This window comes from Nostoc sp. UHCC 0251 (assembly GCF_034932245.1).
GTDB lineage: Bacteria > Cyanobacteriota > Cyanobacteriia > Cyanobacteriales > Nostocaceae > Nostoc.
In genome coordinates this window covers 41,588-56,730 of the sequence record NZ_JAYGHD010000009.1, presented here as the reverse complement: position 1 = coordinate 56,730, position 15,143 = coordinate 41,588, and the positions used below count along the sequence as shown (strand labels likewise).

9 protein-coding genes are annotated in these 15,143 nt (G+C 42.8%); 6 read left to right on the top strand and 3 right to left on the bottom strand.

The annotated features are described in order from the left end of the window. Positions 1 to 262: 262 nt before the first annotated feature. Both VB740_RS02600 and thrC read right to left on the bottom strand, forming a co-directional pair. Entirely contained in the window at positions 263 to 538 is a 276-nt protein-coding gene (locus VB740_RS02600; RefSeq protein WP_190731586.1) for a ubiquitin-like small modifier protein 1, read from the bottom strand. 80 nt (positions 539 to 618) lie between these two features. Further along, complete coding sequence (gene thrC / locus VB740_RS02595) at positions 619 to 1,929, bottom strand: threonine synthase (RefSeq protein WP_323198525.1); 1,311 nt, start codon at positions 1,927 to 1,929, stop codon at positions 619 to 621. An 824-nt stretch (positions 1,930 to 2,753) separates the two neighbouring features. Between thrC and VB740_RS02590 the strand changes: the two genes are divergently transcribed. From VB740_RS02590 to VB740_RS02565, 6 genes are all read left to right on the top strand, one after another. After that, positions 2,754 to 5,258 carry a hypothetical protein gene (locus VB740_RS02590; RefSeq protein WP_323198524.1) on the top strand — a complete coding sequence of 835 codons (2,505 nt, stop codon included), beginning with the start codon at positions 2,754 to 2,756 and terminating at the stop codon, positions 5,256 to 5,258. A 171-nt stretch (positions 5,259 to 5,429) separates the two neighbouring features. Continuing rightward, positions 5,430 to 5,993, top strand: coding sequence for a hypothetical protein (locus VB740_RS02585; RefSeq protein WP_323198523.1), 564 nt, complete (start codon positions 5,430 to 5,432; stop codon positions 5,991 to 5,993). A 144-nt stretch (positions 5,994 to 6,137) separates the two neighbouring features. Beyond that, positions 6,138 to 7,679, top strand: coding sequence for a hypothetical protein (locus VB740_RS02580; RefSeq protein WP_323198522.1), 1,542 nt, complete (start codon positions 6,138 to 6,140; stop codon positions 7,677 to 7,679). Continuing rightward, positions 7,676 to 11,665: a TonB-dependent receptor gene (locus VB740_RS02575; RefSeq protein WP_323198521.1), complete on the top strand. Its 3,990-nt coding sequence runs from the start codon at positions 7,676 to 7,678 to the stop codon at positions 11,663 to 11,665. Before VB740_RS02580 ends, VB740_RS02575 begins: the two co-directional genes overlap by 4 nt. Beyond that, positions 11,655 to 11,924: a hypothetical protein gene (locus VB740_RS02570; RefSeq protein ID WP_323198520.1), complete on the top strand. Its 270-nt coding sequence runs from the start codon at positions 11,655 to 11,657 to the stop codon at positions 11,922 to 11,924. The genes VB740_RS02575 and VB740_RS02570 overlap by 11 nt, the downstream gene beginning before the upstream one ends. A gap of 24 nt (positions 11,925 to 11,948) precedes the next feature. Beyond that, entirely contained in the window at positions 11,949 to 14,396 is a 2,448-nt protein-coding gene (locus VB740_RS02565; protein ID WP_323198519.1) for a hypothetical protein, read from the top strand. A gap of 115 nt (positions 14,397 to 14,511) precedes the next feature. Here the strand turns inward: VB740_RS02565 and VB740_RS02560 are convergent, their stop codons facing one another. After that, entirely contained in the window at positions 14,512 to 15,081 is a 570-nt protein-coding gene (locus VB740_RS02560) for a Uma2 family endonuclease (protein WP_323198518.1), read from the bottom strand. Positions 15,082 to 15,143: the final 62 nt, after the last annotated feature.

Below are 15,143 nucleotides of genomic sequence, written 5' to 3'. Positions count from 1 at the left end.
ACGCACCAAAGCCTTGAAAATGGTGCGTTAGGCTTCGCCATAACACACCCTACGTCTTGTTCAAAAATCAAATAGTAATCCTATAGTTAGCCTATTAAAATCAGTCTCATAACCTAAGTGGTACAGCATTGCTTATTAGTGTCAACCCAGGCAAAAATCTCATTTCCAGAATTTAAGAAATGCTGGTTTCATCGTCTCTGCCGCAAGTAGGGGAGACGGCAGCCCACTAATGAGAATTCCCAGTCTGAGACTGGGAACTTTATTAACCACCGGCAACAGCGGGGACAATACTTACTTCATCGCCATCCTTCAGGGCTGTGTTTATACCATCTAAATAGCGGATATCTTCGCTATCGACATAAAAATTTACAAACCGACGTAGCTTGCCTTCCTCATCGCACAACCGAGATTTAATACCAGGAAAGCTTTGTTCTAAGGAATCCAACAATTCAGCAATGGTACTACCGTTGGATTCTAAAGTAGCTTGATTATTAGTCAAATTCTGAAGAGTCGTAGGAACTAAAACTGTTACAGCCATAAAAGTACAAAGTGAATAGTTAGGAATACAGTTAAGAGTTAGGAGTCATGAATAAAAAACTCATAACTTCTAACTGCTAACTAAACGAGAACTTGTTGCCATTCCAAGCGATCGAGAGTACGCGATCGCTCTAGGGCACGTTCAAAACTATCTAGTTTAGCATCAATAGTCAAGGGTTCGCCAACGTAGCCTTGGATTGCTTCTTGGGTTTTCAAACCATTGCCAGTAATGTAAATCACAGTAGTTTCATCTGGATCAATTTTGCCAGCCTCTACCAGTTTTTTCAGCACGGCCACGGTTGTACCACCAGCCGTTTCTGTGAAGATGCCTTCGGTTTCTGCAAGCAGCTTGATGCCATCAATAATTTCGGCATCATTGACTGATTCAATGTTACCACCAGTCTTCTGAGCTAGCTCTACAGCATAAATACCGTCTGCTGGGTTGCCGATCGCTAGCGATTTGGCAATTGTATTCGGTTTTACGGGCTTAATAAAGTCGCGTCCTTCTTTGAAGGCTTGGGCGATAGGTGAACAACCCTCAGCTTGAGCGCCGCTGAAACGGACGCTCTTGTTTTCTACTAAACCAACTTCGATAAATTCTTGGAACCCTTTATAAATTTTGGTAAAGAGTGAACCAGATGCCAAAGGAGCAACAACATGATCGGGTAGTTCCCAGCCTAGTTGTTCAGCAACTTCAAAACCTAGCGTCTTGGAACCTTCAGAGTAATAGGGACGTAGATTAATGTTGACAAAACCCCAGCCATGTGTATTAGCAACTTCTGAACAGAGACGGTTTACTTGATCGTAGTTACCCTTAACGGCCATCAGCGTTGGGCTGTAGATCAGGCTACCGATAATTTTTCCGGCTTCTAAATCTGCGGGGATGAACACACAGCAGTCTAAACCGGCATGAGCTGCGATCGCAGCTGTAGAATTTGCCAAGTTACCAGTGCTAGCGCAAGAAACGGTAGTGAAACCCAACTCTCGCGCTCTCGATAAAGCAACAGACACTACCCGATCCTTAAAGCTAAGGGTCGGCATATTAACCGCATCATTTTTTATATAAAGCTTATTTAGACCCAGGCGACGGGCAAGACGGTGAGAACGAACCAAGGGAGTCATACCCGTTCCCACATCTATAACATTGTCAGTTGCGACAGGCAAAAAGGGACGGTAGCGCCAAATCGAATTAGGCCCGGCTTGAATTGTTTCACGAGTCACAGTCAGACGCAAGGCGCTGTAGTCATACTTGACTTCTAACGGCCCAAAACATAACTCACAAACATTACTGGCTTTGAGTTCATATTCCGCCCCACATTCTTTACACTTTAAAGCTTGAAAGTAGGCAGTGCTGGTTTGGGTATGGGTTTGGGTTTTGATTGCCTGAGTCATAAACTAGCTTTCCCTGTTTGTCTGTCTGCTGTCGCCTGATAGTAACACGAGCAAAAATACCCGTCAAACATACCCGACTAAAAATATCGGGTATTCTTGGTATGGGAAAAACTGATTTCTGTAAAATTTTTATAACCGTAATTATTATATGTAGTATTTATACTGTTGCAAAATTAGATAATAGCTTCAGGCACTCAGTCTTAACACTGAGAATTAACATGATCAAATTGCATTTTATCTATGATGAATTTGCATTTATTTAAATTACTACCCAATTGCAGTGATCTAGATCACTTAATTAACCTGCAATTTTTATATCTACAATGTCTCCACAGGGTAGTATGCATAAATAACAGCAAAAGCTCAAAAGTCTTTCCAAATAAAAGTTTTAGTGTTTTTAGCGTCTGATTAAACCACTCAAATTGCTATATGTATTGCCACAATAAAGTTGATTTTTTAGCTTTGATGCACTCATTCATCGCTGGAGAAGTTACTTATTTATACGGAAGATTTTTTTGGCTGCAAAAGTTACATTGCAACTTACCTAGATAATTTAGCAGAACACAATAGTAAGTTACCCATATTTGCGATTGCTAGCTTTGAGAATCAACGGTCAGCGTAAAACAAGTAGGCAATAAATAAATATTCTGCCTATTGCCTCACTATAGTTTTTCAGGAGTGTCAATAAGTTAACTCCTCAAATAGACATCTCCCAAGCATTAAGGTTTTGGGCAAGTCAAGTCGGTAATTCTTTAAGGAATTGCCGAACTTTATCCTGTCTCAAAACCCAAGATACAAGTTCAGCAAATAAACAAACTATTTCTATGGTAAACCGAAATAAATCTGTCAACAAGCAGCGCCAGCGTTACCAATCTCTAGTAGCAACAGCATTATTAACTGGTAGCTTTTTCCAATTTATTGCACCTGTATTAGCTGAAGGTACTACAGCAGGTACATCTATAAGTAATACAGCGACAGCAACCTACGAAGATCCCAACGCGCCAGGGAGTCCCATCAATTCCACATCTAACGCCGTCACTGTGACTGTCGCAGAGGTGGCTGGTATTACTGTTACAGGTTCTGGGATTACAGGTACTGCTAACGCTGGTAATACACTGGTTTACACTTACACCGTAACCAACGTTGGTAACGACTCTACTAAATTCCAGATTCCTAACTTAGCGACAACAACAGGGCCAGCCACAGTTTCGGGTCTATTAACTGGTAGTACGACATCTGGTAACTTGCAATACAGTACTGATGGCGGTACAACCTGGACAAATATCCCTGCTGGTGGACTAACTACAGGTGCGATCGCAGTTAATGGTACTGTGTTGGTACGTGTACCAGTTACCGTGCAAGCTGGCGCTCAAACAGGCGACATTATCACCGTCCAATTAGGACAAACTCCTGGTGATGCTCAAAACCAACCCCGGAATGCTAATGGTGGCGACGTTTACACTGTACAGATATCAGCAGGCGGGCCAGTTAATGGTGTCAGAGAAGCCAGTGCTACCCAGCAGATTCCAGTCGGAGCTACTGCTAATACAAAGGCGTTAGCAACTATCCTCAAAACTAAGACAGCCTATGATAATGCTGGCAGTTCTGATAATCTAACTGATGACTTGCTAACTTATGGTTTGAGCTTGCGGGTTGAAGGTAGCGATGTAACTAATAGTGGTGTTACCCCCGCAGCTTTGGCTGGTACAAATATCAACGTTGATAGTATAACAACCCCCCACATCTTAGTTTCTGATGCTATTCCAGCAAAGACAGTGCTTAATAGCACTCCAATTGCTCCGACGGGTTGGAAAGTAGTTTACACCACCTCCGATACTACTACTACAAGTGCTGAAGCGGCTATATGGACAACTACGCAACCAGCCTTGAATTTAATCACGCGAGTAGGTTTCATTAACGATCCTAACGTTGTCACTTCAGTTGGTACTGGGACAACTGTTAGCGGTTTTAGCATCCAAGTTAAGGCTAGTGGTATTCTTCCTGCAAATACTACCTCAGCAACCATTAGCAACATTGCTCAAGTGGCTGGTACAACTGCTGGAGACCCAACCAGCAAAGTCTATGACAACTCAGGAGACCAAAACCCAGATAACTTTGACTCTACCAATAAGACCTTTCCTACTACACCAGACCTTGGTACTACTAGTACGACGACTGACACACAGAATAATAACACTGGTACCAATAGTACTACTGGGGCTTTAAACACAACTACCCTCACAGTCCCCAATGCCACCTCTGTGTTGAATGGCCCAAATGGAGTGCCTGATGCCGTTGGGCCAACCGACAACAGTGATGATTTCACTAATAAATCAGCACTAATTCCACCCAATATTGCTCCTGGCTCAACAGTTGATCCAGCTGCGGTATCCTTTACTAACACAGTTCAGAATACTGGTATATCTCCTGCCAATATTTCTCTCGTACCTACACCACCAGCAATAAAAGGTGATTTGCCTACGAATACAGTGGTGACGGTATCCTATCAAGGTTTATCAGCTGCTTACACATACGATGGCACAAACTTTATCTTCGTGCCAGGAAGTGGTGCGGGTACTGTCGGGGGCAACCCAATTAGTGCTACTAATCCAGTGCGAATTGATGCAGTTGCAGCTAATGGTGGTAAAGCTAACTATGGTATAAGCGTTGATCTGCCTGCTGGTACGCCACTCTCAACTGATACTACTGCTCAAGGTGCAGCTGTCACAACTATTGAACGCGGCTTCCCCACACCGGTTACGGCTTTTATTGATGCAAACAATAATGGCTTACCTGATGATGCAGCTACTAACGTCAGCATTGACCGTGTATACACTGGCTTCTTGCAATTGCTGAAAGAGTCACGAGTTTTACAAGGAACTGGGCCAGCACTGCCATCGGGTAGTACTGATGGCACATTTAGTGTTACACCCAAAAAACCCGCCCCAGGCAACATTATTGAGTATCGGATTACTTACAAAAATATTTCTACTCCTCAAGTGGGAACCGGAAATGTAATTCTGAATGCTAGCAAGATTGTGATTACTGAAGATGGTACCCTGAGTACAGCCCCGAATGATGGTAAGAACAACTGGGCGAAAGACAACGATGCCAGTGGTCAAATTGATACTAGCAACATTGTTGGTTCAGCTAAAGATTCTGGGGCTTCAACTATCCAATTCTTCACTGGTGATCCAGCTAATAATCCTGGTGTCGATCAAACTGGAACCACGGTAAACAGTGATGTCACAAAGTATGTAAATACTGCTACTGGACAGATTGCACCTGGTGTTCTAAGAACATTTAGCTTCCAACGCAAGGTTAACTAAATAGTTTGATTTCACCCCTCTTTTTTTACAAAGAGGGGTGCGATCGCACATCTGTGTTTGTAGTTAACGATTTAAAACTAAAGCGCTAACTACAAACTGATTATTCCCTAGCGAAAACAGGGAAACATAAATCAACAATCGACATTGTGAAAGTTTTTTGAGGTTATTGATATGAAGCGTCTTTCTTTTGCAGGTTTAGGAGCGTTTGCACTCATTGCTACAGTCCCATTTGTCAGTCAAGTGCCGGGAATGGCTTCTCTATGGCATTCTACAACCGCCATCGCTCAAAATGTCAAACCTCAAGGGCAGTTACAGTTGCGCTTAGAGGCAGAAAAGCAAGTGGTGGCACAGGATCAACAAGGTAAGCAAAGTAAGAAATGGGAACCTTTGAAAGGTCAAGCTGTGGTGCGACCAGGAGATGTGCTTCGCTATACCTTGATTAGCGAAAATAAGAGCGATCGCCCAGTCAATAATTTGGTTCTAAATCAACCTATTCCTAAAGGAATGGTATATGTGCTGAAATCCGTTTCTGCCCCTAATAATACTAAAGCTACTTACAGCATTGATGGCGGGCGCAGCTTTGTGGAAAATCCTACTGTTAAAGTTACTCTTCCTGACGGCAAAGTAGAAACAAAGCCAGCACCAGCGAATGTTTACACCCATATCCGTTTGCAAGTTCCGTTAGTTGCAGCCAAGACAACAGTTAAGGCGACTTATCAAATCCAAGTGCGCTGATTTACTATGCCTAATTAAACCCTTTCTAAGGAGGCTAAGAGAGGAAAACAGCCGTGCTTTATAAGGAGAGTCGGAGGGATCTTCGATAGATAAACAAGTGCTTTTATTAACAAAAAAAGTGGCATTCCAGAGGAGATGTGTTCAATGAGCCGTCCTCAAAAGCAAAAGCAAATTACTTGGTGCAGTAGCTGGTATCAAAGGTTAGCAGCTACTGTTTTTCTGGGAAGTTTTTTGCAAACTACTATATCTATACCAGCGATCGCGCAACAGACCAACAATCTGGGTGCGTCTTTACCATTAATAAATCAAGCTACTTATACTTATACAGACTCTGCTAATAATCAAAAATATCAAGGAACTTCTAGCCAACTTAATGCTAGTCCTAGCCCGTTAGTCGATCCATTAGGGCGAATCTTAGGTTGCGCTGGCACTATTTTACCTGACTATACAGGTTTTTCAGTTGGCGTATACGAACCTAACTCTAACGATCCAACGGGGACAGAATTAGGCGGCTTGCTTTCTCTGACTCGAACAGAGTTACCCGATATTCCTAATAACAACGTTCCTGGCGGGAAATCGCCAAATATCGAGAATAGTAACCCCTACTTCGTTACAAATAACCCTGCGGGTGTCTACAATTTCCTCCTCGATCCGAATAAGGGTCAAATTGATCCAGGTAGAACTTATATTTTTGTAGTTAATCCACCACCAAATTCTATCTACAAACAGCGGCGGGTCAAGATTGAAATCCTTGGTAGCACTGGCACAGAAGGTAATAGTGTTGTGCGATATGTTGCTACTTCTCTGGATGGTCAGCCAATCAGTCTCACAGGCGAGACTAGGGTAGAGCAAACAGTTGTCTTAGTTCCTAATGCCGAACTAGTAGGGCTGGACTTATTAGCTTTTGAATTTACTACAAATTTATGCCAAGCCAATCAGTTACAGATTATCAAAACAGGCGATCGCGCTGCTGCTGAACCTGGAGATACGGTAATCTACCGCCTCTCGGTAAAAAATCTCGCTGATGCTGGTTTAAATAATATATTTGTCACCGACACTTTACCTTTAGGATTCCAGTTCTTGCCTAAATCTGTCCGGGGAGAGTTGGATGGTCAAGCAATTACTATCACCTCAGAACGCAATGGAAACACGGTAATATTCCGCACAGATATAACAGTTCCTACGGGAAAAACTTTGAATATTGCTTATGCGGCTCAACTAACAGCTGATGCTCTGCGTGGTAACGGTCGCAATAGTGCGATCGTTAATGCCCAACGATCTGATAACCGTTTTAGCACCAAGGATGGCCCAGCAACGCACCAGTTAAAAATTCGTCCAGGAATCGTTTCTGATTGTGGCACGATTATCGGTCGCGTGTTTATTGATAAAAACTTTGACGGTGAACAACAACCTGGTGAGCCTGGAGTTCCCAATGCAGTGATTTTTTTGGAGGACGGAAACCGCATCACCACAGATCCTAATGGCTTGTTCTCCTTAGCTAATGCCTTACCGGGAAGTCATACAGGTGTACTAGACCTTAGCAGTGTACCTGGTTACACCCTAGCTCCCAACCAAAAATTCCGTGAACGGAATAGCCAATCTCGCCTAGTGCGTTTAGAACCTGGTGGCTTGGTACGCATGAATTTCGCTGTCACCCCCGCCTTCCTGGAGCCAGTCAAAAAATGAAACCCAGACTGCACCATGCAACTATTTTCAATCTGAAGATGATGGGGGTGATGCCAGTAGCTCTCAGCCTCGTTTTGTATCCTGCCATAGTTAAGGCAGAACCTACAAATGAAAATCTTTTTTTCCCCGATTCGCCTTCACAAGCAGACAAGGGTGTCGAAGATCCTGAATTTTCAAGGGATCTAGAAAACCTCTCTTTTAAGACAGGAGAAGCTTTGAATTCTCCCTCGTCCTTACAAAAGAAGGGGGCTAAAGATTTGGTTTTTCCAAATAATGTGAAAAACCAGGATGAGGATCAAGCGGATTGGAATAAAGTTGCTGAAAAAAGCATGGATTCAAGTTCTCCCCATCTTTTGGGAAGTTCTGACAAGCAACTTCTACCTCTTGAACTTCCTTCAACTAATACTTTAATTTCAGATGTTCAGCCAAGTGAAACGGAAATACAAGTATTTCAACCAGCAACTTCTGTTGATTTGCCCAGAGGTTTACGCAAACTAGCAGGAATTAAGAATGAAGAACGCAAAGACACAAAAATAGAGCTTCAAACTTCTCCAACGGAAATACAAGCATTTCAACCAGCAACTTCTGTTGATTTGCCCAGAGGTTTACGCAAAATAGCTGGAGTAACTGAGGAAAATCAGAAAATTCCCCCCACTTCCCCCATCTCCACAGGAATAAAATTCCTGATGCCAACGGCTAACAATATTGTGGATGTTCCTGCTACCACAGTAATTGTGCAATTCCCCGTTGGAAGCACAGTAGAAATACGGGCAAATGGTGTATTAGTAGACCCTTCCTTGGTTGGACGAACAGAAAGTGATGCCAGTACTAACTTAGTAACGCAGACATGGTATGGTGTCTCGTTAAAAGAAGGTAATAATACTATCTCTGCACAAGTATTAGGAGGAACAGAACCCCCTATAACGGTGCAAGTCGCAGTCCGAGGAGCGCCACAGCAGTTAACCTTAGAAACCGTTGAGTCGCGTATCCCGGCGGATGGACGTTCTACAGCGACAATCCGGGGTCAACTGATTGATGCAAGTGGCAATCGCTCTAATCGTGATGCTGTTGTCACTTTGATACCGACTGCTGGGGAGTTTGTCGGGAAAGACTTCAAACCCGATCAACCCGGATTTCAAGTGGAGGCGAAAGCGGGTCAATTTACAGCGAGTTTGCGATCGCAACTCAAAGCCCAAACTGTCCGAATTCGCGCTATAGCTAATAATTTAGAAGCCTTTACCCAATTACAATTTGAAACCTCACTGCGTCCGAGTTTGGTAACAGGAGTAATAGATTTACGCTTGGGCGCTAGAGGTACAGATTATTACGGCAGTTTTCGTGATTTTCTCCCTCCTGACAAAAACAACAGAACGCAATTAGATTTCCATTCAGCGATATTTGCCACTGGTGCGATCGGAGAATGGTTGTTTACAGGCGCATACAATAGTTCTCGCAGTCTCAATGAAGATTGCAACTGTGATAATCGTCTGTTTAGAACTTACCAATTTAGTGAGCAAAACTATCCTGTCTACGGCGATAGTTCCAAAGTTGATGTGGTCGCCCCTTCCATTGACAGCGTATTTCTACGTTTTGAGCGTTCAACTCGTATCCCCGGCTCCGATCCTGATTATGCCATGTGGGGCGACTACAACACAGAAGAATTTGCGCGGCGATCGCAGCAATTTACTTCTATCACCCGTCAACTCCACGGTTTTAAAGCTAACTACAATTTAGGGAACCTACAAATTACAGGTTTGTATGGCAACCAGTTAGAAGGGTTTCAACGGGATACCATTGCTCCCGATGGCACTAGTGGTTATTACTTCCTCTCTCGCAGAATATTACAACCAGGTAGTGAAAATGTCTTTATTGAGTTAGAAGAACTCAATCGTCCTGGGACTGTACTAGAACGGAAACAGCTTAACCGCGGACCAGACTACGAAATTGACTACGATCGCGGTACTTTATTATTCCGCGAACCCATTCTCCGCACCGATATTGATCAAATCGGACAAGTCTTGGTACGCCGGATTGTTGTTAGCTATCAATATGACAGTGAAGACTCTGATAGCAATATCTATGCTGGTCGTTTGCAATATAACCTTTCCCGCAAACTTAACCAGGAAAGTTGGATAGGAGCAACTTACGTCCAAGAAAATCAGGGAGTGCGTGACTTTCAACTCTACGGCGCAGATGCGCTGATTTCTTTAGGTAATCAGGGTAGGTTAATTGCAGAATATGCCCATTCCACTAATGATTCTGATGTTGTGGGAAAGGTTAGCGGTGAAGCATATCGGTTGGAAGCTGAGGGAAAAATTACTAACGGGATTCAAGGTCGTGCTTATTATCGCTTTGCCGATACAGGTTTTGCTAATAATGCCACTATCAGCTTTGTTCCAGGGCAAACCCGTTATGGAGCGCAGGTTACAGCTAAACTCACCTCAAGCACTAACATTAGGGCGCAGTATGACCACGAAGACAATTTTGGGATTGCTCCCCAACCTCTAGATACCTTTGAAGAACTGTTTGCACCCCGTTATGAGTCCATACCTGGTAGCAAGGTTAATAATTCTCTGACAACGATTGCCGCCGGCATTCAACAACGTTTGGGTAAAGCTACTATTGATGTGGATTGGATTCATCGTCATCGGGAAGACCGCATCCCTGACAGCGCTTTGAGTAGTAATTCCAATCAATTGCGATCGCGTTTTTCAGTTCCCATTGCGAAAAACCTGACTTTCCAAGCCCAAAATGAACTGAGCTTATCTTCCCAAAAAGATAGTGTTTACCCAGACCGCACCATCTTCGGATTGAATTGGGCAGCAATACCTGGTGTCAATATTAGTCTGGCCCAACAGTTTTATAGTAGTGGTCAATATTCGGGTAATTCCATCACCAGCTTGAGTGTCAATGGTGAACATAAACTCGGATCAGATACTACCTTGACCGGTCGTTACTCAATTTTGGGTGGTGCTAACGAAATGACTACCCAAGGAGCGATTGGTCTAAATAACCGCTGGACTATTGCTTCGGGATTGCGGCTGAATGTTGCTTATGAACACGTATTTGGCAACTTCTTCGGACGGACAGCAGCGGGTCAACAATTTTCCCAACCCTTCGCTTTTGGTCAATCAGCATCTGCGATCGGATTTAATAGTGGCGATAGCTACAGCGTGGGGCTGGAATACTCTGATAATCCGCAGTTTCAAGCCAGCGCCCGTTATGAACATCGCTCCTCTTCTGGTGGAAGCAATACAGTAATTACCGCAGGTGCTACGGGTAAAATTTCTCCTGCTATCACAGCCTTGGTACGTTATCAACAAGCCGGTTCTTCCAATCAAAAGCTTTCAGGGCTGGGGGATACAACTAACTTAAAGCTGGGTTTAGCCTACCGCGACCCCAATAGCGACAAATTTAATGCCTTATTGCGTTATGAATATCGCAAAAATCCATCAACTATCCCTGAAACAATTTTCTTAGGTAGTGGTACAGGTTCCGAAGACCATACCTTTGCTTTAGAAGCTATTTATGCTCCTAACTGGCAATGGGAATTCTACGGTAAGTATGCCTTGCGTAACAGCACTTCTTACATAGCTACTGATTTAGCTGGTACGAATACAGTAAATCTGGGTCAATTACGCGCTACCTATCGTTTGGGATATAGCTGGGATTTGGTAGGTGAAGCTCGTGTAATTAGTCAGCCTAGCTACAGCGAAACAGGCTTTGTTCTAGAAACAGGTTATTATCTCACGCCTAACCTGCGTGTTGCTGCTGGATATGTGTTTGGTAAAGTTGATGACCGAGATTTCTCAGGAACACGTTCCGCAGGTGGCGCATATTTGGGTATCAGCGTCAAACTCAACGAATTATTTGATGGCTTTGGACAGCAAAAGATTCCGCCACGCCAGCCACAAGAATCTGCAACGCAAACTTTGGTGAGCAAACTCAAGCGTGCAACGAAGGGGATGCAAAGGCGTGAAATATAAAACGGTTATTTTTAGAGATGCGAAATTTCGCATCTCTAAAAAACGTCAATTTTTAGCCCAGGATTTCTTAATTTGGATTATCAACATTGTTGCTTTTCAAATCAAATCTTTGTTTAAGTTTTTAAAAGCGATCGCCACAATAAATCCGAATCCAGATGGTAGATTATCTAAGACTTTGGGAAAGCTAAATACTGGAGATTTATTTGAGGTAAATCAGCCCATATTGATTATGAGAGTTAGGGTAATCAGCATCTTTTAAAGGTTATTTTATGGTGATTTACTAATGAAAAACTTAAGGCAACATTTTCAGGCGTTGGGCTGGGGGCTGATGAGTGCGACATTAGTACTTCAACCAACACTAGCACAAGCTCAATTTATCCAGCGATCGTTCTTAAATTTCGGCTTTGAGTCACCTGTTTTTGGTTCTGCTGGTCAACAATGTTACGTTCAAGTGGATCAAAGTCTTATCTCTGGTTGGAGTACAACTCATGGTTCAGTAAAAGCGGGAACAGGAAACTGTACTGGTTATACATCTCCAGGCTCAGTACCACTTATTGAAATTTGGACTTCAGGATTTCTTGGTGCTAGTACAGCAACCAATGCAGGGAAACAATTTGCGGAGTTAAATGCCGAGCAAGCTTCTGAGTTATATCAGAATCTATGCCTTATTAAAGATGAGACAATTACGTTCTCTTTTTTGCATCGTGGGCGGTCAAGTTCAACTAGTGCTGATGTAGCCAATTTTTTAATTGGACTAATTACTGATCCAACACCAACTGTTTTTGGTAAATTTTCAACAACTAGCAGTGGAACAGTTACGATACAACCATTAGCACAGAATGGTGCAACTATTCCTAGTGTAACTGACAATAACGCCGGAAATGGCTGGGTGCGATACTCTGGCAGTGTGCCTTACACTGGTACTACTAGCAATCAACCTGTAGGATTTGCGGCCGTTTCCACAGCAGGTGGGGACAATACTGTAGGTAACTTCCTTGATGAGGTGCAATTTGCCGGTAAACCGGTGGTCGAGTTTACAGCAAGTTCGGGTGGTGCAGCAGAATCAGAAACTAATCCTACAACTAACCCACCTAAACTCAGAATCGTTGGTTTAGTGCCAACTGGAGGGATAAGCGTTCCTATCTCCGTGAGTGGTACAGCGACTTTGAATGCAGACTTCACTACAATATCAGGCACATCCACTTTTAATATCACTATTCCTGCGGGCAACTACGATGGTAGTGATGCTACTAGTGTCTTTACTATTCCTTTTACTGTCATTAATAACAATATTCCTCAAGGTGTGAGGACAATCTTATTCACCATAGAAGCTTCATCTAATTTTTTCGCCAGTTCAACAACGACTTGTGGTGGTTCCCCAACGATCGCTTCTAGCTATACGATCTTTGATGATGATTTCCTCAGCGGCAAGGTTTGGAATGATGCCGACAATAGCGCTAACAATACTTTTACTAATATCAATACTGGCTCGGAAACTGGAACTAATGCAGGTGGGCTATTAAATGCTATTCTAGTGGATTCTAATAATCAGGTTTTAAAAACAACACCTGTCGCAGCAGATGGTACTTACACTTTTCTCAATGTTCCCTTGAATCAAAGCAACATTAAAATTATTTTAAGTACAACTGCTGGCACAGTAGGTAATACTGCTCCTGCGCCATCGCTGCCCTCTAACTGGGTCAATACTAGCCCACTAACGACGGCTACTTTTAATACTGGTACAAACATCGCTAGTAAGGACTTTGGAATTGAGCAATTGCCCGACACTAACAATGTCACCGGATCTACAACAACAAATCCAGGGGGAACCAATACTGTACAAGTACCAACACTATCAGGCACTGACCCGGAAGATGGGAACCTTGGTTCTGGCAACAGTTTCAAGATTATTAGTCTACCAACTAATGGAACACTGTACTACAACGGTGTAGCTGTGACAGCAAATCAAATAATTACTAATTATGATCCAACCAAATTAACAGTAGATCCGAATATAGATGGCGCTATAACGATCATTTTTACTGTAGCAGCAGTAGACAAAGCAGGCAAAGAAGATCCTACACCTGCTACGGTAACTATGCCATTAACTGCGCCATTAACTGGCAAACCTCAGTTAATTTTAGTAAAACGCATTACCCGGATTAACAGCCAGAACTTAACCAATATTGTAGATGGTCGCAGCGACGTTTCTTCTAATGCTCCTAACTACGTAGCATCTCCACGTGACACTGATGATGATAGCACTAACAAATGGCCCACTAATTACTTGCGCGGTATGATTAATGCTGGGACGGTCAAGCCAGGAGATGAGTTAGAATACACTATCTATTTCCTTTCTAATGGCCAGGGTGATGTAACTAGTGTGCAAATCTGTGACTTAGTACCTACCAATACTACTTTTATTGCCACTGCTTTTAATGGTATGACTCCTAATGATGGTGGCTTACCAGGAGCAGATCAAGGTATTGCTCTTGGGCTTGGTTCTAGCACTCCTACAGCTTATCTAACCAATGCACTGGATGGCGATCGCGGGCGTTTTTATACAGCTAACGAATTAGGCATACCATCATCCTGTGGTAGTAACACTAATGGGGCTGTGGTAGTGAAGATCACGCGGAGTCCAGATTTGTCAAATCTACCTCCAGCAAATGGATCTGGGACTCCAGCTAATTCTTATGGCTTTGTTCGCTTTCGCGCCAAGGTGAAATAGGGGCAGTTCTTGCAGGGAGCAGGGGTAAATGATACGAAAAACAATTGTTTTAACGTAGCAATGCCAAGTCTCTACAAGGGTTTTGGATAAGGCAAATTAGTTGAATTTGCACTTTTCACCATACTTTATTTAAATTCAATTCAAACCCAGGTAAAACATCTTCACCAAATACAGTTGTAGGAGATTTTAATATTTCTACTTCTTTCTCTAAGCGAAAAATTTCTACTGTTTTATTCTTCGGGTCAAGTAACCAACCTAAACAAACACCATTGTTAATATACTCTTGCATCTTTTCTCTGAGTTTTTTCAGAGAATCACTACTAGAACGCAATTCGACTACAAAATCAGGTGCGAGAGGAGAAAATTCTTCTTCTTGTTGAGTCTGAGTTAAAGCCTCCCATTTTTCATTACTTACCCAAGAAGCATCGGGTGAGTAAACCGCACCATTAGGTAAAGTAAAACCACTGGAGGAATCAAATACAATACCTAGATTTGTGCGATCGTTCCAGTTCCATAGTTGAGCATTCAAACCAGAGTTTTTCTTACCTGTCGATGGATAGGTTGGAGGCATAATTATAACTTCTCCAGTTTCAGTACGTTCTAACTGCAAATTTTGATTAGCTTGACAAAGTTCATAAAATCCCTCAATACCCAGATTGGGGATATTCAAAGTGATGGCGTTCATAAGCTTTAATAGTGAGGTTTTGTGCTTATACCAATTCTAGACATAGGAGTGAAAAACAATTG

Coding starts and splice junctions, on each gene's coding strand:
- VB740_RS02600 (WP_190731586.1), bottom strand. CDS start 538: ATGGCTGTAACAGTTTTAGTTCCTACGACTCTTCAGAATTTGACTAAT.
- thrC (WP_323198525.1), bottom strand. CDS start 1,929: ATGACTCAGGCAATCAAAACCCAAACCCATACCCAAACCAGCACTGCC.
- VB740_RS02590 (WP_323198524.1), top strand. CDS start 2,754: ATGGTAAACCGAAATAAATCTGTCAACAAGCAGCGCCAGCGTTACCAA.
- VB740_RS02585 (WP_323198523.1), top strand. CDS start 5,430: ATGAAGCGTCTTTCTTTTGCAGGTTTAGGAGCGTTTGCACTCATTGCT.
- VB740_RS02580 (WP_323198522.1), top strand. CDS start 6,138: ATGAGCCGTCCTCAAAAGCAAAAGCAAATTACTTGGTGCAGTAGCTGG.
- VB740_RS02575 (WP_323198521.1), top strand. CDS start 7,676: ATGAAACCCAGACTGCACCATGCAACTATTTTCAATCTGAAGATGATG.
- VB740_RS02565 (WP_323198519.1), top strand. CDS start 11,949: ATGAAAAACTTAAGGCAACATTTTCAGGCGTTGGGCTGGGGGCTGATG.
- VB740_RS02560 (WP_323198518.1), bottom strand. CDS start 15,081: ATGAACGCCATCACTTTGAATATCCCCAATCTGGGTATTGAGGGATTT.